This is a genomic window from Allosalinactinospora lopnorensis, from assembly GCF_000981225.1.
GTDB classification, from domain to species: domain Bacteria; phylum Actinomycetota; class Actinomycetes; order Streptosporangiales; family Streptosporangiaceae; genus Allosalinactinospora; species Allosalinactinospora lopnorensis.
The window spans coordinates 1-16,803 of sequence record NZ_LAJC01000041.1 but is presented as its reverse complement, the minus strand read 5'-3'; the positions used below and the strand labels follow the sequence as shown (position 1 = coordinate 16,803).

Annotated in this window: 22 protein-coding genes and 2 pseudogenes; 15 read left to right on the top strand and 9 right to left on the bottom strand. The window is 69.4% G+C overall.

Annotation, left to right across the window (positions count from 1 at the left end; translation table 11 throughout):
• Positions 1 to 10 precede the first annotated feature (10 nt).
• Positions 11 to 832: an SAM-dependent methyltransferase gene (locus tag VS93_RS15740; RefSeq protein ID WP_046470682.1), complete on the bottom strand. Its 822-nt coding sequence runs from the start codon at positions 830 to 832 to the stop codon at positions 11 to 13.
• Between the two features lie 164 nt (positions 833 to 996).
• Positions 997 to 1,119: pseudogene (locus tag VS93_RS31775) on the bottom strand (SAM-dependent methyltransferase); the annotation flags it as partial.
• An 18-nt stretch (positions 1,120 to 1,137) separates the two neighbouring features.
• On the opposite strand from VS93_RS31775, the gene VS93_RS33455 reads away from it, so the two are divergent.
• The 5 genes from VS93_RS33455 (at position 1,138) to VS93_RS33715 (ending at position 3,747) form a co-directional block, all read left to right on the top strand.
• Positions 1,138 to 1,242, top strand: coding sequence for a DUF397 domain-containing protein (locus VS93_RS33455; protein WP_394298826.1), 105 nt, complete (start codon positions 1,138 to 1,140; stop codon positions 1,240 to 1,242).
• Between the two features lie 201 nt (positions 1,243 to 1,443).
• Complete coding sequence (locus VS93_RS15730) at positions 1,444 to 2,010, top strand: DJ-1/PfpI family protein (protein WP_046470680.1); 567 nt, start codon at positions 1,444 to 1,446, stop codon at positions 2,008 to 2,010.
• A gap of 65 nt (positions 2,011 to 2,075) precedes the next feature.
• Entirely contained in the window at positions 2,076 to 2,831 is a 756-nt protein-coding gene (locus VS93_RS15725) for an IclR family transcriptional regulator (protein ID WP_046470679.1), read from the top strand.
• 143 nt (positions 2,832 to 2,974) lie between these two features.
• Positions 2,975 to 3,184 carry an HTH domain-containing protein gene (locus tag VS93_RS15720; RefSeq protein WP_046470704.1) on the top strand — a complete coding sequence of 70 codons (210 nt, stop codon included), beginning with the start codon at positions 2,975 to 2,977 and terminating at the stop codon, positions 3,182 to 3,184.
• Positions 3,181 to 3,747, top strand: coding sequence for a Clp protease N-terminal domain-containing protein (locus tag VS93_RS33715; protein ID WP_201776658.1), 567 nt, complete (start codon positions 3,181 to 3,183; stop codon positions 3,745 to 3,747). The genes VS93_RS15720 and VS93_RS33715 overlap by 4 nt, the downstream gene beginning before the upstream one ends.
• Positions 3,748 to 3,879: 132 nt before the next feature.
• On the opposite strand, the gene VS93_RS15710 is transcribed toward VS93_RS33715, so the two are convergent.
• Entirely contained in the window at positions 3,880 to 5,244 is a 1,365-nt protein-coding gene (locus VS93_RS15710; RefSeq protein ID WP_082126920.1) for an FAD-binding oxidoreductase, read from the bottom strand.
• Positions 5,245 to 5,596: 352 nt separating this feature from the next.
• On the opposite strand from VS93_RS15710, the gene VS93_RS15705 reads away from it, so the two are divergent.
• Positions 5,597 to 5,896, top strand: a complete 300-nt coding sequence (locus VS93_RS15705) for a GYD domain-containing protein (RefSeq protein ID WP_046470676.1) — start codon at positions 5,597 to 5,599, stop codon at positions 5,894 to 5,896.
• Positions 5,897 to 6,080: 184 nt separating this feature from the next.
• Here the strand turns inward: VS93_RS15705 and VS93_RS15700 are convergent, their stop codons facing one another.
• Entirely contained in the window at positions 6,081 to 6,920 is an 840-nt protein-coding gene (locus tag VS93_RS15700) for a universal stress protein (protein WP_046470675.1), read from the bottom strand.
• 168 nt (positions 6,921 to 7,088) lie between these two features.
• Positions 7,089 to 7,550 (bottom strand): annotated as a pseudogene (locus VS93_RS15695) (cytochrome P450); the annotation flags it as partial.
• Between the two features lie 245 nt (positions 7,551 to 7,795).
• Here VS93_RS15695 and VS93_RS15690 point away from each other — a divergent pair.
• Both VS93_RS15690 and VS93_RS15685 read left to right on the top strand, forming a co-directional pair.
• The gene (locus VS93_RS15690; protein WP_046470673.1) at positions 7,796 to 8,386 is read left to right on the top strand and encodes a Dps family protein; all 591 of its coding nucleotides are present in this window, start codon (positions 7,796 to 7,798) and stop codon (positions 8,384 to 8,386) included.
• 413 nt (positions 8,387 to 8,799) lie between these two features.
• Positions 8,800 to 9,645, top strand: a complete 846-nt coding sequence (locus tag VS93_RS15685) for an alpha/beta hydrolase (RefSeq protein ID WP_046470672.1) — start codon at positions 8,800 to 8,802, stop codon at positions 9,643 to 9,645.
• Between the two features lie 33 nt (positions 9,646 to 9,678).
• On the opposite strand, the gene VS93_RS15680 is transcribed toward VS93_RS15685, so the two are convergent.
• Positions 9,679 to 10,293 carry an SAM-dependent methyltransferase gene (locus tag VS93_RS15680; protein ID WP_269082864.1) on the bottom strand — a complete coding sequence of 205 codons (615 nt, stop codon included), beginning with the start codon at positions 10,291 to 10,293 and terminating at the stop codon, positions 9,679 to 9,681.
• A gap of 34 nt (positions 10,294 to 10,327) precedes the next feature.
• On the opposite strand from VS93_RS15680, the gene VS93_RS15675 reads away from it, so the two are divergent.
• The 5 genes from VS93_RS15675 (at position 10,328) to VS93_RS29230 (ending at position 14,283) form a co-directional block, all read left to right on the top strand.
• On the top strand, positions 10,328 to 11,818 hold the full coding sequence (locus tag VS93_RS15675; protein WP_046470671.1) for a recombinase family protein: 1,491 nt from the start codon (positions 10,328 to 10,330) through the stop codon (positions 11,816 to 11,818).
• A gap of 128 nt (positions 11,819 to 11,946) precedes the next feature.
• Positions 11,947 to 12,180: a hypothetical protein gene (locus VS93_RS29235; protein ID WP_156184864.1), complete on the top strand. Its 234-nt coding sequence runs from the start codon at positions 11,947 to 11,949 to the stop codon at positions 12,178 to 12,180.
• Entirely contained in the window at positions 12,170 to 12,490 is a 321-nt protein-coding gene (locus tag VS93_RS15670) for a hypothetical protein (RefSeq protein WP_156184863.1), read from the top strand. Before VS93_RS29235 ends, VS93_RS15670 begins: the two co-directional genes overlap by 11 nt.
• On the top strand, positions 12,487 to 13,863 hold the full coding sequence (locus VS93_RS15665) for a hypothetical protein (protein WP_052745788.1): 1,377 nt from the start codon (positions 12,487 to 12,489) through the stop codon (positions 13,861 to 13,863). The genes VS93_RS15670 and VS93_RS15665 overlap by 4 nt, the downstream gene beginning before the upstream one ends.
• Positions 13,864 to 14,106: 243 nt before the next feature.
• On the top strand, positions 14,107 to 14,283 hold the full coding sequence (locus VS93_RS29230; RefSeq protein ID WP_156184862.1) for a hypothetical protein: 177 nt from the start codon (positions 14,107 to 14,109) through the stop codon (positions 14,281 to 14,283).
• A gap of 262 nt (positions 14,284 to 14,545) precedes the next feature.
• Here VS93_RS29230 and VS93_RS15660 read toward each other — a convergent pair whose 3' ends face one another.
• Genes VS93_RS15660 through VS93_RS15650 form a run of 3 tightly spaced genes read right to left on the bottom strand, consistent with a single transcriptional unit; the run spans position 14,546 to position 15,499 of the window.
• Positions 14,546 to 14,788, bottom strand: coding sequence for a hypothetical protein (locus tag VS93_RS15660; protein ID WP_046470669.1), 243 nt, complete (start codon positions 14,786 to 14,788; stop codon positions 14,546 to 14,548).
• Positions 14,788 to 15,048, bottom strand: a complete 261-nt coding sequence (locus VS93_RS15655; RefSeq protein ID WP_156184861.1) for a hypothetical protein — start codon at positions 15,046 to 15,048, stop codon at positions 14,788 to 14,790. The genes VS93_RS15660 and VS93_RS15655 overlap by 1 nt, the downstream gene beginning before the upstream one ends.
• Positions 15,029 to 15,499: a hypothetical protein gene (locus VS93_RS15650; RefSeq protein ID WP_156184860.1), complete on the bottom strand. Its 471-nt coding sequence runs from the start codon at positions 15,497 to 15,499 to the stop codon at positions 15,029 to 15,031. The genes VS93_RS15655 and VS93_RS15650 overlap by 20 nt, the downstream gene beginning before the upstream one ends.
• 469 nt (positions 15,500 to 15,968) lie before the next feature.
• On the opposite strand from VS93_RS15650, the gene VS93_RS15645 reads away from it, so the two are divergent.
• Both VS93_RS15645 and VS93_RS15640 read left to right on the top strand, forming a co-directional pair.
• The gene (locus VS93_RS15645) at positions 15,969 to 16,313 is read left to right on the top strand and encodes a hypothetical protein (protein ID WP_046470666.1); all 345 of its coding nucleotides are present in this window, start codon (positions 15,969 to 15,971) and stop codon (positions 16,311 to 16,313) included.
• A gap of 32 nt (positions 16,314 to 16,345) precedes the next feature.
• The gene (locus VS93_RS15640) at positions 16,346 to 16,591 is read left to right on the top strand and encodes a hypothetical protein (RefSeq protein WP_046470665.1); all 246 of its coding nucleotides are present in this window, start codon (positions 16,346 to 16,348) and stop codon (positions 16,589 to 16,591) included.
• The last annotated feature ends 212 nt before the right edge of the window (positions 16,592 to 16,803 follow it).

Below are 16,803 nucleotides of genomic sequence, written 5' to 3'. Positions count from 1 at the left end.
GGGCTTGGTGTCAGGGCTTGCGCGCCACCCCGCCGTACTGGTCCATCCCGCGAGGGGTGCCGACCTCGGTGGAGGATGGGCGCCACAGGGGGCACGGGACCACGCCGGGTTCCACCAGTTCCAGGCCGTCGAAGCGCGCGGCGATCTCCTCGGGGCTGCGCAGGTGGTACGGGAGCGCGCCGTTCTCGTTCCAGTACGCTACGGCCTCGTTGTACGCATCGCTGGTGTTGGTGCCGTCGTAGATCGACAGGTAACTGCCGGAGGGCAGGGCGTCCACGAGCCGGCGCACGATCGGCAGTACTTCCCCGTCAGGGATGTGGCCCAGGATTCCCATGAGCATGAGCGCGATGGGCTGGTCGAAGTCCAGCGTCCGGGCGGCCTGCCGCAGGATCGTGTCGGGTTCGCGCAGGTCGGCGTCGATGTAGTCGGTGGCGCCTTCGGGGGTGCCCACCAGCAGTGCGCGTGCGTGCGCCAGCACGAGGGGGTCGTTGTCGACGTAGACGATGCGGGACTCCGGCGTCGCCGCCTGGGCGACCTCGTGGGTGTTGTAGGCGGTGGGCATGCCGGTGCCGATGTCGAGGAACTGGCGGACACCCGCTTCGCCGGCCAGGTACGTGACAGCGCGGACGAGGAAGGCCCGGCTGGTGCGGGCCAGGTCGACGATCTCCGGAAAGAGCTCGCACACCTGGTCGCCGACCTCGCTGTCGACGGGGAAGTAGTCCTTGCCGCCCATCCAGTAGTTCCAGATCCGGGATGAGTGCGCCACGGTGGTGTCCAGTTGGGGCGGGCGGTCGGAACCGGAAGAGGCGGGGGATGAAGAGCTGTCGGTCATGGGGGGTATCTACCTCAGTCAGCGGTCGGGAATCATCCATATATAGGGGATCCGGCGCGGCTTCCGGAGCCGGCGGCCCACCTGCTGCGCCCGCGCTGCCACGGCTGTCCCCGGGAGCTTCGGCGGCCGGTGGCCGGTGGCCGGTCGCGGGGTGGGGCTTGGTGTCAGGGCTTGCGCGCCACCCCGCCGTACTGGTCCATCCCGCGAGGGGTGCCGACCTCGGTGGAGGATGGGCGCCACAGGGGGCACGGGACCACGCCGGGTTCCACCAGTTCCAGGCCGTCGAAGTCGCGGAGACTCCCGAGGTGGTCAGAGTTCGAGACACGCAGAACCGCACCGCCGGGCATCTGTCGTTTCCCCCCGCCGAGTGGTCGGCGTTCCTGGCGGACGTCCGCACAGACGACCTGTAGACCCGGCCAAGGCGCCCCCCGACTTCGCAGGGCCGGGGGGCGCTTCCGTGCGGGTCCCCGGGGCGGCTTTCCAGCATCGCTGGAATGGCCCCCGCGTGGCTTCGGTGGGCCAGAGGCGGCGGGGCACAGTGGATCGCGTGCCGCACGGAACGGCGGCGGCACCACAGCTCACCGGAGAAAGAAAGCGTGAGGAAACCCGCCATGCCCCAGGTACTGATCGTCACCGGCGACGCCGCTGAGGACCTTGAGGTGTTCTACCCGTACCAGCGGTTGCTGGAGGAGGGCTACGAGGTCCACATCGCGGCCCCGTCCCGCAAGAAACTGCAGTTCGTGGTGCACGACTTTGTTGAGGACTTCGACACCTTCACCGAGAAGCCGGGCCACTCCTGGCCCGCTGACGTGGCGCTGGCGGAGGTGGACCCGGCCGACTACGCCGCGCTCGTGATCCCAGGCGGCCGCGCACCCGAGTACCTGCGGTTGAACGTGGACTTCCAGCGTGTCGTCGATCACTTCTTCGACGTCGGCAAGCCGGTGGCCCACGTGTGCCACGCAGCTCTGGCGCTTGCCCCCCTCGGCGTGCTCAAGGGCCGCCGCACGGCCGCCTGGCCGGCGTGCGCTCCGGACGTCGAGAATGGGGGCGGCGTCTTCGTCAACGAGTCCGCGGTGGTCGACGGGAACATGGTCTCCGCCCGGGCCTGGAACGACCACCCGGCCTGGATGGGCGCCTTCGTCGCCCTGCTGCGCCGGCAAGCCCCGGTCGACGCCTGAAGCAGTGGGCGGTGGCGGCGGGGAACATGACGCGCCCGGGCCCATCGCACGGAAGGAACGCAAGGATGTCGGAAGGACAGAACGTGCAGAGCGTGGAGCGCGCCATGGCGGTGCTCGACGCCGTGGCGGCCTCCGGCGAGCCGGTGAGCGCCAAGGCGCTCGCCCGGCGGTTTGAGTGCTCTCTGTCCACCGTCTACAACCTCGTCAACACCCTGATGGCCGGCGGCTACCTGGAGCGCACGGCCGGCGGCTACCTCCTCGGCGGTCGGATCTCCACCCTCCACCAGGCCCGTGTGGGGGACCGGTCCGCCGAGGGCATCGAGGCCGTGTTGGACCAGGTTCAGTGGGCGGCCGGCGCTTCGGCCTACTACTCGCGCCTGCGCGATGGAAACGTCGTCGTCGAGGGTGCCTCCCATGCCCCCGGCCCGGGGCCGATGTTCCCCCTCGGGCCGGACCCGACCGCGCACGCGACCGCGCACGGCAAGGTGCTGTTGGCCGGGCTGGAGCGGCCCGCCCGGGACCGCTACCTGAAGACGGCGGGTATGCGCCGGCTGACGGACCGCACCATCACCCACCCCGACCGGCTGGAGTTCCAGCTTCAGCGGGTACGGCGCAGCGGGGTCGCCACGGCGGTCGAGGAGAGCGCGGAGGGAGAGGCGTGCGTATCGGTGCCGGTAACGGTGCCGGACGGCCGGGTGCTGGCCGCCGTGTCCGCCGCACTGCCCGCCCGAACACTGGAAATCCGGCGTGAGCAGGTGGTGCGCGCGCTGTTGCGCGGTGCCCAGCACGCCGCGCGCCTTCTCCGCGACGCGCAGCCATAAGGCGATCACGCGTACGGCGAGAGCGTGACCGCGGCACGGTAACAAGACCGGCCTCCCAAACGGGCGTCAACTTTTATTGACACTCTTGCCGTGTCAATGTAAGTTGACGATTGAAGGTGCCGGCTATGTGTGTGAGGACGGTCATGACGAAGGCGACGGAGCTCGCCGCGAGTGCCAGTGATCACGATCCTAGGGTCGGGTTGCGCGCGGTCGCCGCTCTGCGCCGGCTACTTGAGCAGCTGGAAGCGGTGCAGGTGCGCAACGCCCGGTCGCAGAGGTGGGCTTGGCAGGAGATCGCGGAGGAGCTGGGTGTGAGCAGGCAGGCGGTGCACAAGAAGCACGGGAGGCGATGATGTTCGAGAGGTTCACGCGCACGGCGCGTGCGGTGGTCGTCGGAGCCCAGCGTGAGGCGGAACGGGAAGGGGCGGGCGAGATCAGCCCCGTTCACCTGCTGCCTGCTCTGCTGGCGGACCCAACGGACGTGGCGGCCGCTGTGCTCGCCGAACACGGCGTGACAGCCGACACGGTCGCCGAGGACCTGCGCAGGACGCGGCGCCGGGCCGGTCTCAGCGACGAGGACGCCGCCGCCCTTGAGCGGTTGGGAATCGACGTCGAGAACATCGTGGAACGCGTCGAGCAGACCCATGGCGAGTACGCACTGGCCGGCGGGGGTCGGCCGAAGCGGCGCCGGCTGTTCGGCGTGCTCGATCACCGGCCGTTCACCTCGCAGGCGAAACAGGTGCTTGAGCAGAGCCTGCGGGAGGCGATCGACCTCGGTGACCGCCATATCGGTACCGAGCACCTGATGCTGGGGCTGCTCCAGCAGCCGGGACCGGCCTCCGACCTGCTGGCGGCGCGCGGAGTCGACTACCCGACCGCCCGCCGCGACATGACCCGGCGTGCGGCGGCCGGATGACGAACGGCGGCCCCGCTGAGGTCGCCGTTTCCCCGGCGCGCACGCGGGCGTGCTCGGCACGGCGGAATCCTTGCCCCGCATTGGCGCGGGGCCCCGCGCCAATGCGGGGGTCCGCTGGGGCCGGCACCCGGCTCACGGCCGGCCGGCGGCCGATCCGAAGAGACCGTCAGGGTCGTAGATGCGGCGGATTTCACCGAGGCGCTCCTCGTGCGGGCCGAGCACGGCGCGGCCGAAGGCGTCGATGTCCTCTCCGAGCCCGGCGAAGTTGAGGTAGACGCCCCCGGTGGCGAAGGGCGCCAGCGCGTCCCAGGTCGACCGGGCCCATTCGATGGCGGCGCCGTCGAGTTCCGGATCGGGCCACGAGGCGTCGATACTGAGGTTGAACCGTGCCGACCGGTGCGCGTAAGCGGTCTCGTCGTCGCCGATGCGGGCGATGGCACCGCCAAGGGTGCGGACGACGATGAGCGATTCCGGGCTCGGGCACCGCGCCTCCTGGGCAACCAGGACCGAGATCGCCTCGTCCGTCAGTTCGTCGAGGAAGTGCGACTTCCAGTAGTAGCGCCCGCCGTCCGGGAACAGAGGGTCGAGCGCGCTCTGCGAATCGACATAGGGCACCGTGGCGGACATGTCGACCAAGGGTGTGCCCAGCCGCCGGAGCGGCGCGAGCACCGGGTCGGCGTCAGCGGGGTCACCGATGTACACGCCGTTCGTGAGGACCATCCGCCTCCCGTGCAGCTCCTCGGGGATCTCCGGAAGCGGCGGGAAGCTCCATATCCCGATCTCCGGCATCACCGTGTCGGGAGCCTCCAGCGCGTAGTCGCGCCACGCCCGGAACAGCCGCTCGGCGTCCTCGTAGGGATACATCACCAGGGATCCGGCCACCTCCGGGCCCAGCGGGTGCAGGTCGAACTCGAACGAGGTGACCACCCCCAGCCCCCTGCCGCCGCCGCGGGCCGCCCAGAACAGGTCGGGATGCTCGTCGCGGCTCGCGGTGCGGACCGCGCCGTCAGCCGTGACGATCTCAACCGAACGGAGGTTGTCGCAGCTCAAGCCGTAGGTACGCATCATGGCGCCGAGGCCGCCGCCCAGCGTGAGGCCGGCGACACCGGTGACCGAGACCTCGCCGCCGGTCGTGGCCAGACCGAAGCGCTGCGTCGCCCGGTCGACGTCCGCCCAGGTCGTTCCGGCCGCTACCCGCGCGGTGCGCGTCGTGGGATCCACCCGCACCCCGGTCATGGCGGACAGGTCGATCACCAGCCCGTCGTCGCACACGCCGCTCCCGGCCACCTGGTGGCCCCCGCCGCGGACACTCACCAGCGGGCGGTGTTCGCGGGCCACGCGCACCGCCTGTACCACGTCGGCCGTATCGGCGCAGCGCGCGATCACGATGGGACGCCGGTCGATCAGTCCGTTCCAGACGCGCCGCGCCTCGTCGTAGGCGGGGTGGTCGCGGCCGATCACCTCGCCGCGCATCGACTCGCGAAGCGCGTCGACCATCGCTTGCTCTGTGTTGACGGTTGTGCTCGCTCTTTTGTCGGCCATACGCACGACGCTATGAAGCCGCTGGTCAGCGGATCAGGGAACAAGGTCCCGGATGCCTACCCCTGATGGGCCTGTTCGGCGCCGTGGCGGGCACACTCCGGCGCCGCTTCGCGGCCCCGGTCCGCGCCGGCCGCTTTACCCGTCGCTCAGCGAAAACAGTCCAAGAAATGAGTCGAATTGTTGGGGAGAAAAATCTGGTCAAATGCGTACCGGTCGACTAGTTGCAATCTCGGACCGGAACTAGCCTGGTGGCATGTGGTGGTGGTGAAAGGCCCTGTAAAGGGCGAGCGCTCGGCAAGGGGCGAATATGACGACTTACATCGGGCTGTTGAAATGGACGGACCAGGGGGTCAGGAGCTTTCGGGAGACCCTGGAGCGATACGAGGACGCCCAGAAGCTCGCGGGGCAGTTCGGGCTCGAAATGACCGCGGTCTACTGGACGCCCGGCGGACCCTACGACATCGTCAGTGTGATTAAGGGAGGCGACCCGGACAAATTCGCGGCCTTCAGCCTTCTTATCGAGTCGATGGGAAATCTGCGAATAGAGGCGACTCAGGCGTACGGGCCCGAGGAGATGCGGCAGGTCGTCTCCAACGCCTCGATCTGAGCCTTCCCGGGCCGCTCGCGGCCTCTGCGCGATCGAGGGGAACCGGTACGCGGGAACCGCCCACCGGATCGGGCCGTTATCGCAGCGGCGACGAGCCCTTCCACAGGGACACGGCAAGAGCGCGCCGCCGCGTTCCCGCTGACCGGGCGACAGGGATCGCGAACCACCGGGCCGCCCGCCCCGGTCAGTGGACGATCATCACCGGACACGGGGCATGGTGCAGCAGGCCGTGCGCGACCCCGCCCAGCGCCAGCCGGGGCAGTACCTCCCGGCTGCGCGCGCCGACCACGATCAGGTGTGCCCGGCTCGCCGCCCGGGTCAGTGCGAGAACGGGCTGGGACTCGACGATCTCGAAGGCGACCTTCACATCGGGGTACTTCGCCAGCCACGGCCGCAACGCCTCGGTCGCACCGGACTCGGCACCCTTGCGGATCGCCTCGGCGTAGACGTCCAATTCCGGTGACCGCCGCGGCGGCGGCGTCCACGCCCAGACGGTCCGCACCGGGGAGCCGCCCAGCGTCGCGGCCTCGAAGGCGGCCGCGAGCGGGTGGTCCGCGTTCGGTGAACCGCACACCCCGACCACGACCTCCGGGCTCGCCTCGGCAGCGGGGTCGGGCCCCACGATCACGACCGGGACCGGGGAGTGCGCCGCCACGTGGTAGGCGACGGAGCCGATCCTCATTCCGGGGAATCCGCCCCGTCCCCGCAGCCCCACCACCACCATGCTGGTGTCCGCACCGGGCCCGGTGAGTGCGGGGGCGGGTGCGTCGGCGACCACGGTGGAGGCCACGTCGAGCCCGGGCGCCACCGCACGCGCGCGCCGCTCCGCCTCTTTCACGGCGGCGAGGGCGTCCTTCCTGACCTCCTGCTCGGGCCAGGCGAAAGCGGCCACGTCCGCGGGTACCTCCATCGAACTCAGCAGGACAAGGCGGTGACCGCGGCGGTCCGCCTCGTGGGCGGCCCAGAGCACGGCCCGGAATCCCGCTTCGGACCCGTCCACCCCTACCAGGATCGATCGCTCCATCGCACACCTCCGGTTTGCGATCGGCTGGCCTCTCGGTCCCTGACCAGGTTTAATTGCCAATCCTCTCCATACGGCACCGGAACCGGCCGGTACGAAGGTCCGTGCCTTGGGGGTCGGAGGTCACTCCCTCGGCGCCGCGGTGGGCGCCGCCGGCCGCCGGCGATCCGGTCAACGGCTTCGCCGGGACGGCCAGGCCGACCCTTCAGACCGCGCCGGGTCCTCCGGGGTGAAGCGCAGCAGCAGTTCGGCGGGTCCCCGGGTGAACACGCCCTGCTCCACCGGGGTGAGGTCCTCGGCGAGCCGCACGTCCGGCATGGCGTCCAGTAGCTGGCTCACCGCTACCTTGACCTCTGTCTCGGCCAGCAGCGCGCCGACACAGAAGTGCCGCCCGAGCGCGAACGCCAGGTGGTCGGCCGCGGCCGTGAACGCGGTGGTGGTCTCCCCGCCCGCAGTGAGCAGCAGGCTGCAGAAGGCCTTGATGTCCTCGTCGCTCATCCGCGTGCCGTCGATCTCCGCGCGGCACAGCACCGACAGCAGGTCGTCGCCCAGGTTGTCCCGGCGCTCCCCGATGATGGGGATCATGTAGGCGGCGAACTCATCGCGCGTGCGCAGGCCGCTCTCCGCCACCTCTTTCACCGATGCTCCCGAATAGTCCGAAAAAGACATCGCGCGCTACTCGGCTCTCCGGGGCGGATCCCGGCCGCTGCGACACGGGTGCCGTCACGATCCTCCCGGCGGTGGCCCGGCGAGGTAATGCCAGATATTGCCCCGGCGTGGCGCGGTGTTGGCCATCCGCGCGTGTAGCCGAAACCAGACTGGCAAGTGGTCTCAGGACACCCGCGAGGGTCAAGGCAACCGTATTTAGGGGGTACGCCATGGCGGTCGAGTCCTCCGCCAACGCCCGGCACCCGCACGGCAGCCAACCGTGGCTGCACCAGAAGGGGGAGGAGATCCAGGAGTTCGGGACGGTGCGGCAGCTGCCGATCGGCCTGTCCTATGACACGCGGATGTACTCCTGCCAGCGCCTCAACAAGGTCCTGTCCGACACCCAGATCCTGTATCACATGTACAAGAAGCACCACTGGCTGATGCGCGGCCCCACCTTCTATCAGCTGCACCTGCTGCTGGACAAGCACGCCGGCGAGCAGTTGGCACTGGTGGACGCCATCGCCGAACGGGTGCAGACGCTCGGCGGTGTCGCGGTCGGCGATCCGCGGCACGTGGCCGAACTGACCGCTATCCCCCGCCCGCCCGACGGGGTGGAGGAAGTCCCGGCGATGCTGTCGCGGCTGCTGGAGGCGCACGAGACCATCCTCGTCGCCGCGCACGACGCCGCCGCCAGAGCAGCGGAAATGGGCGACGACGGCACCAACGACCTGCTCGTCTCCCAGGTCATCCGGACCGGCGAACTCGAGTCCTGGTTCCTGGCCGAACACCTTGTGGAGACTCCACTGGTCCACGCCTGAGCACGGCGACCGCCGTACCGGGCCTTTGGGCCCGGTGCCGGGTCCGCCTGCGCCGGCACAGGCGCGAGGCGGAGCGGCCGAGCCTTTGGCCCGGGGTGGCCGTGACGTTCGTCCCTGGCGGCCGGTCCGCGGCGGCCGTCTTATGGGGAGGGTGGCTTACCAGGGCCGACCCGGGAGTGCGCCGGCAGGCGCACGGCCGAGTGCGGGGCACGGCCGGTCCGTCCGGCTCGAGTCCCGGCCCACTCGCGGCGCCCTGATCGCTCGACGGACGGGGATTCCCGTTGATCCGAGAGGTCTTCCCGTTTCCCGCCGAGCGGCCACGGTCCCTGCGCCGGCCGCCGGCAGTGGCGCCGCCGCTGCCGGCCCCGCGCTGTGCGACGCGTTTTCCCGGACCAACCAGGAAGGTGATCCCTATGGCCGATAACGACGCCAACCCGTCCTCCGTCGACACGATCGTCCTAATCCACGGGCTGTGGATGACACCGCGAAGCTGGGAGAGGTGGGTCGAGCGCTACACCGGCAAGGGCTACCGGGTGATCACCCCGACCTACCCCGGAATGGAGGTCGGGGTCGAGGCGCTCCGAGACAACCCCTCACCGATCGAGCGGCTGAGGGTGCCCGAGACCGTGAAGCACCTTGAGAGGGTAGTGGGCGAGATGGAGCGCCCGCCGATCATCATGGGACATTCGGCCGGTGGCCTGTTCACCCAGATCCTGCTGGACCACGGTTTCGGCGCGGCCGGCGTGGCGATCGACTCCGCTCCGCCCGAGGGCGTCCGGGTGCTTCCGTTTTCGCAGATGAGGGTGGTTTTCCCCGTCCTCAGAAACCCGGCCAACCGGCGCCGGGCCGTCGGGTTCACCCCGGAGCAGTTCCACTACGCCTTCGCGAACACGCTCGACGAGGAGGACTCCGCCCGGGTCTACGAGCGGTACCATGTGCCCGCGCCAGGGCGCTTCGTCTGGGAGAGCGTCCTCGCGAACATCACCCCGGGCCATCAGAACACCTACGTCGACTTCGGCAACGGCGGCCGCCCGCCGCTGCTGTTCATCGCCGGCGGCGCCGACCATCTCATGCCGCCCTCGGTGAACAAGTCCAACATGCGTCACTACCGAGGCTCCGCGGCTGTCACCGAATACACCGAGTTCCCCGGCCGCTCCCACTACACGGTGGGCGAGGACGGCTGGGAAGAGGTCGCCGACTACGCCCTGGACTGGGCCGTCCGCCACGCTCAGCGCGACAGGCAGGGCCTGGGGCGGTAGCCGGCAGGCCGGGCGGAGCCGCTCCCCGGCGCTCTAGGGTTTGCGCAGCACGCCGCCGTATTCGTAGGCTCGTTTGGTCGCCCGGGACCGGCCCACATACGAGGCGAGAGCGGGGGCGACGTCGCTCAGGGGCGGCTGAGTGGGGTCGGGGCGCCAGGTGTCGATGTCCACCAGCCCGGGCTCGATCGCTTCCAGGTCCGTCAGCCATGCGGCGACCTGGCCGGGTGTGCGGGTCTTCCAGGGCATGCCGAACTCGGTGATGGTCCTGGTGACGCGCTCAGCAGTTGCGGTGTCGTCGGCCACCACATGGGAGATGGCCAGGAAACTGCCGGGCACCGCCCGGGCCATGGGGGTGTGGATGGTGCGCCGAACGGCCTCGTCGTCGGGGATGCAGTGGGGGATGGAGAACAGCAGCACGGCCAGAGGCCGGGTGAAGTCGATGAGGCGCCGGGTGTCGGGGTGGGACAGGACCTGCTCGGGCCGGGTCATGTCGGCGGTGATGACCGTGGTGTTGGGGTTGTCGGCGAGAAGCGCGTGCCCGTGGGCGAGCACGATGGGGTCGATGTCGACGTAGACCACGCGCGCCTCAGGGCGGAGCGCCTGGACGACCTGGTGGACGTTGTGTTCGGTGGGCAGTCCGCTGCCCAGGTCCAGTCACCTTCCTTGACGTACCATCCTCGGTATGACCCTCACACATGAACCCCACCTCGCGAAAGACCAGCTCATCGGCCGCGAGTACCTACGCGTCTCGCACGACACCTCCGGACGGCTGCGCTCCCCCGACGAACAGCACGACGACAACGGCCGTGCCGCGGCGTCCTTCGGGATCACCCTGGGAGAGCCCTACGTGGAGTCCACCGCCGTGGGAGCGTCCCGCTACTCCAAAGGCAGCCGAGACGAGTTCGATCGGCTGATTGCCGACCTGGAACACGACCGGTTCGGCGCTCACTTCCTTGTCCTCTGGGAGTCCTCGCGAGGTTCCCGCAAGACTTCGGAGTGGTGCCGCCTGCTGGAACTCTGCGAGGAACGCGGCGTTCGGATCCTGGCGGGTGGCAGGATGTATGACCCGGCCGACGGGCGCGACCGGCGCAGCCTGCTGGAGGATGGCATTGACAGTGAGTACGAAGCGTGGAAGACCTCGATGAGAACACGACGCGCGGCCAGTGCCGCCGCCGCGGCCGGTCGGCCGCACGGTGTGGCTCCCTACGGGTTGCGCCCGGTCTATGATCCCCGGTCCGGTCGCCTGGACAACTGGGAGATCGATCCGGAGTGGTCGCCGCTCATCCGGGAGTTGTTCACCCGGCTCCGCAAGGGCCACAGCTTCAAGGGCATTGCGGCCGACTGGAAAGCGCGCGGGATCGTGGGCAAGCGGGCCGGTCGGCCGCTCTCTGCTCAGCAGTTGCGCGACCTCGCTCTCAAGCCTGCCTATGCCGGATTGCGCATCCATCATGGCGAACTGATCGAGGCCACGTGGGAAAAGATCGTGGACCGGGAGACCTACTGGGAGGTTCAGCGCATCCTGTCCGGCCCCAAGCACCAGGTCTCGGCGAAGCGGCCGGGTAAGGCGCTGCACGCCTTCACGGGCACGATCAAGTGTGACGTCTGCGGTGGGCCGATCGGCACCGTCTATGCCCGCGGGCTGGAACAGTACCGGTGCGTCCGCCAGGGCTGCGTGCGCCTTCTCAAAGCCGACGTGGACGAGCTGGTCACGGGTGCGATCTTGGGGTATCTGTCCCGCCCGGACGTGTTCGCTGAGCTGGCCGCTCCGCAGGACTCCGGCGAGGTGGAGCAGGTGAGTGCCGAACTCGCGCGGTTGCGCGCCGAACGCGACCAGGCCAGTGATGCGGAGCCGGAATCGATCCACGAAGCGCGCGCTATCGGGCGCCTAGTCGAAGGACTCACAGCCAAAATCAGCGCCCTAGAGACACGACACCGGGAACTGACCGTGCCCGCGGAGCTGGTCAACCTGATCGAGCCGGGGGCCGACGTGGCCGCGCGCTGGGAGGAGGCTCCGGTCTCGGCTCAGCGCAAGGTGGCCGCGATCCTGCTCTCACCGAGGTACTTGGGACAGGTCCGCATCACCCGCTCCCCGGTGCGCAATCACCGGGTACCGGCCGAACAGCGGATCGTGTGGCGACGCGACGACGCGATCGAGTACGATCAAGGTTCGTAAGTTTCGCGCGCCGGGACGCACCCGAGTAGCACCGAGCGGCACACGCCGCAGGCAAGCCGGGCCGCCGACCACTCGCGACCGTCCAGAGACGCACCGTCGGTGCGTCTCTCCGGTCTCAGGAGTGATCGTTGGCCGCCCGGAATCCCACACGCCGTTCACTGGCCGCGCGCAAGGCCATTACCACGCGCCACCATCCCGACGCCGACACGAGCGACCTTGACCGTGAAATCAAGGTGGCCGGTCTTGCTGAGCGCATCCGCGAGGTTGTCAACTCCGCGCCTGCTCTGACACCCGAGGATGCTGCACGCCTGCGCGCGCTACTGCCTGCCCCTGACAACCAGGGGGGCCAGGATGCCGCATGAAGATGCCCGCCCCGCGGGCAACGGGACGGGCCAGGAATCGATCACCAGGGCGACGGCATCGACACCGCCGAGGATATCCGACCAGGCCGACCTCTGGCAGGACGTCCGCGCGGGGTGGCGGGCCGCTGGCCAGTCGATGCCCCGGGCCGGGTCCCTGGCCTTCCGTGCCCTGCCCGAGGAAGACCCGGTGCGGGCCGCCGTGGCGGCTCTGGGCGACCTCGACGTCGACGTCGGGATCGAGGTTCGCCGCCACGGGCCGGCTGTCGCCAAAGCGCTGGCCGCGATGCGGGACGAGGTGAACGCAGCGTGAGCGAGCATGACCCGTTCTGCCTGACCACCCACAACAGGCCGTGCAACTGCCACGAATTGCGTGGTACCGGTGCGGCGAAGGATGACCAGCCGGTGTCGCTGGAAGCGGCCCGTACCCGTAAGAGGCGCCCTCGAAAGCGGGACAAGCCGCGGCCGTCTGAGAAGCCGCCCTCTAGACCGGGGGTCTCCAAATCTGGCCAGCTTCTCGGCGAGGTTCACCAGGTCTTCGGGCGATGGTTCGGCGCCGAGTACGATCTCGGCGCCCTGGACGCGGTGTTGGCCGTGGCCGCGGCCGAACGGCTCGGCGGTGACCCGTGCTGGCTGCTGGTCGTCTCCGGTTCCGGTGCGGCCAAGACCGAGACTGTGATGCCGCTGTCCGGAGCCGGGGCGGTGGTCGTCTCCACCATCACCGGAGAGGCCGCGTTGTTGAGCGGCACCCCGGAGAAGGAGCGCTCCGCGGGCGCAACCGGGGGGCTGCTGCGCAAGATCGGAGAGGCGGGCATCCTCGTCATCAAGGACTTCACGAGCATCTTGAGCATGAACCGGGACGCCCGCGCTGCCGTTCTGGCCGCCCTCCGTGAGATCTATGACGGCCAGTGGAACCGCGATATCGGCGCCGATGGCGGAATGACCCTCACTTGGAAGGGGCGGCTCGTCATCGTCGGGGCGGTCACCACGGCCTGGGACTCCGCGCACACCGTGGTCTCCACCATGGGCGACCGGTTCGTGTTGGTGCGCTTCGACTCCAAGGAGAACCGGCGTACCGCCGGATTGCAGGCGCTGCGCAACGTCAACCATGAGGCCGAGATGCGCCAGGAGCTGGCCGAGTACGTGGCGAAGCTACTCGACACGATCGACCCTGATGCCGAGATCGACCTCACCGACTCGGAGATGGAGACGCTTCTCGACCTGGCCGACATCGTGACCCTGGCCCGGACCGCGGTCGAGCGTGACTATTCCGGCGACGTCGTCCAGGCCCATGCCCCGGAGATGCCCACCCGGTTCACCAAGCAGCTTGCGCAGATCGCCCGGGGCGGTATCGCGCTCGGTAAGAGCCGCGAGGACGCCTTCGCCGTGGCCGCGCGCTGCGCCGGGGACAGCATGCCGCCGGTACGGCTGGCCGTGCTGATGGACGTCACGAGCAACCCGCGGTCACGCACGGCCGCGGTCGTCAAGCGGGTGCAGCTCCCACGCAAGACCGTTGACCGTGTGCTTCAGGAACTGCATCTGCTGGGGCTGCTGGTCGTTGACGAGGAGCTCTACGGCCAGTCGTCGGTGCGGTGGGTCTACTCGCTGGCCGAGTCCATCAGCGAGGAAGCACTCGAAAAGTTGGCCAGAAATGGAGACCCCCAGTCTAAGGACGGTGCCCGATGACCGATTACACCGACTACCCGCATTACGACGGGCCCCACGAGCGGCTGAGCTACCTGCCGCCGGACGCCGACTACGACGAAGATCCCAACTTCTGGGACGCTACATCTCCGGCGCCCGTTTCGCCGAGTACGCCGAACTCGAATCGACTCTTGAGGGGCTGTGCCTGCCGTGCTGGACGACCGCGCCCGGAGGTCCGCATTGTGCCAACGGTGGCGAGTGCGGCACCGAACAGGAGGCACCCCGATGACCGACGATCACAGTGTTGACTACCTACACGACGCCGACGACATCGCCGCGGCCCGCAACGCCGTGAAGTCCATTCTCGATCTGGTCGGCCCGGTCGGGGAGCAGTGGTGTGCAGAGCGGCTAGCGGCCCTCGACCGCCGGGCCGCGCAACTGGGAGTGGAGGCGAGCGTATGACCGGCCGCCGTTACCTCCTGCGTGGTCAGGTCGTCACGGTCGTCACTGCGTTCAACGGCCACACCACGGATCTCCCAGAGACACCGCCATGGCTCACATGGGTGATCCCGCCGAAAGGCCCGCCCCGGAACGTGGGGCTCCGCTACCCCGACGGGTACATAGAAGTCCGGCCGTTCCGAGGGCTCCGCAAGATCCCAGACGCGCCCACAGAGAGCACGGCTGCACAGAGGACTCTCTGGTGACGCCCCGCCGACGGCACCCGCTACGGCACCGGGTGCCCGTCGGCGAGTTCGGGCAGCGCGTCCAGTTCGCGCGTGGTGCGGGTACCGGGCCGGATCTCACCGAAGCGGAGCAGCATGGAGTGAACCAGGGAGCACGCGGACCTGGTGGCCACCACGCCCGCCACCACGTCCGTCCCGTCGATGAGCTCAACCTTGTATCCGCCGGTGGCGACCTTGCGGTCCGGTTCCTGGTGAACGCCGTTGTCCGCGATGTAGTCGCACACTAGATTCGCCAGTCCTGCCCGCCGGTCTCCGGTTCCAGCAGGTAGCCGGGCCGTGCGGGGCGCGTCGGCCGCGGCTCCCGGCGGCGGGGCGCCGGAGGTTCGGCCGTGCGGCCACTCGCGCGGCGTAGGTACTGCCGCACCGCGGAGGGGCCGCCGGCGAAAATCTGCTCAGCCTGGCGCAACGCCAGCATGCGCCGCACCGCATCAGCGACCTCGTCCGGGCCCGGTCGAGGGTCGCGCCTACCACGTGTTGCTGTCATCGTTGCCGCCCTTCCCGGAGAGCAGTTCCTTACGCCACTGCTGATCTGCTTCGCGCTGCTGCTCTTTGGCCTGCTGCTCCCGCACGAACAACACCCGGCCCTGCTCCTCCCGCACGGCCTTACGCCGCTTGCGCTCGGCCTCCCTCACCCGGTCCGCCAACTCCCCCAACCGCGCGACCAGTGCCCGCCGCACCTCCGGACCAGGCGTCTGCAACGGGACCGGCCGCACCCCCGACCAGTAGGCGTCGAGCCAGTCGCTCGACTGCACCGACTTGGGAAACCAGTAGCTGTACAGCACCTGAGCGTCTTCGAGGTCTTGTGTCGGATCGTCGCCGAAGGCCGACTTCGCCAGCGCCCTGGTCGCCCGGGATATCTGGCGCTCCCGCAGAGACTTGCACCGCTGCGAGCAATACAGCGGCGTCCTGCCACGCGGCTCCTTATCGAACCGCACGCCGCACACCACACACCGCGGACGCGCCAACCGCTGGTTAACGTGGCGCATCAGATGCGAGCTGGAGCAGAACCGCTTAGCGTCCGCGCTGGCGCTGGACCTGACGTCGGTTGCTGCCAAGTCGCAACCATCCAGATCGCATCGCCGCACCGCTGCCGCTGCCGATTCGTGAACAACCGAAGACTTCACCATGTGGTTAAATATACATGGGCTGTTATAGGCATGCACAGTCCGGCGTCAGGCACAGTCCACGGACCCCTGGCCAGACGCCATCCCGGTGCGGACCACGGTGCCTCCTTCCGGTCCGCACCGGGACACCAACAACGTCCACAGACACGGACACCCGGCCGGATACCCAGGGTGCTAGGGGGATACTCTCTGACGTCATTTCAAGCCCGATTGATCCCGCACCCCACCTGATCGCGCCCCCCGCTCTGGGGCGAAACCGTTGGGCAAAGTGAGGTGGCATATGGAGGAGCCGGAAGGTCTCAAGGCCGCCGGGGCGGCTCTGTGGTCGAGCGTGACGGCTGAGTTCGAGTTGGCCGAGCATGAGTTGTCCTTGTTGCGGGAAGCGTGCTTCACGGCGGATGTGTGCGCGGAGCTGGCCGGTGTGGTCGAGCGTGAGGGGGTCATGATCCGCTCGCGGTTGGGGGAGGTGCGCACACACCCGGCGCTGGTCGAGCTGCGCAATCAGCGGGTGTTGTTGGCGCGGCTGCTGGTCGCGTTGCGCGTGCCCTTGGGTGAGGAGGAGGGCGAGGGTGATCGTCCGCCGGTGCGTGCGGTGCGCGGCGCCTACCAACCGAGGTCGGCGTGAGGCGTCGGCGGCGCGGCCCGGAACCTTCCCCGGTGCCGAAAGAGCTGGCCGTGTGGGAGGTCGAGCGTTGGTTGGGGCGTGCCCCGGCGTCCTGGGAGGACGTGAACACCTCGTATGCGGCGTGGCGGACGGCGCGGCGGTCGTGGCTGGAGGCGCACCGGCCTGGGTTTTCGGTGCTGGAGGCGCTACAGGTCGAGCGCGCTCAGCGGCACGCGGGGTTCGGCCGGTTCGCTGACCGGGGATGGCCGCTCATTGGCGGGCAGGACGTCCGCGGGTAGGGCCGGTGCTCGACGGGCCGGAGCAGCACCTCGACGAGCCGGTGCTCGACGAGCGGGGGCGGAGTGGCCAAAGCTTTCCGGGTAAGACGCTGGCCATTGGCCACCGCGCACGGGGCGGACCGACACCAATTGGTGCCATGGGGCCCCAGCTCCGCGCTGGCCGCTCGCGCACGGGGCGGACGGCGATTCAGGTGTCAATCCGTTGACACCTG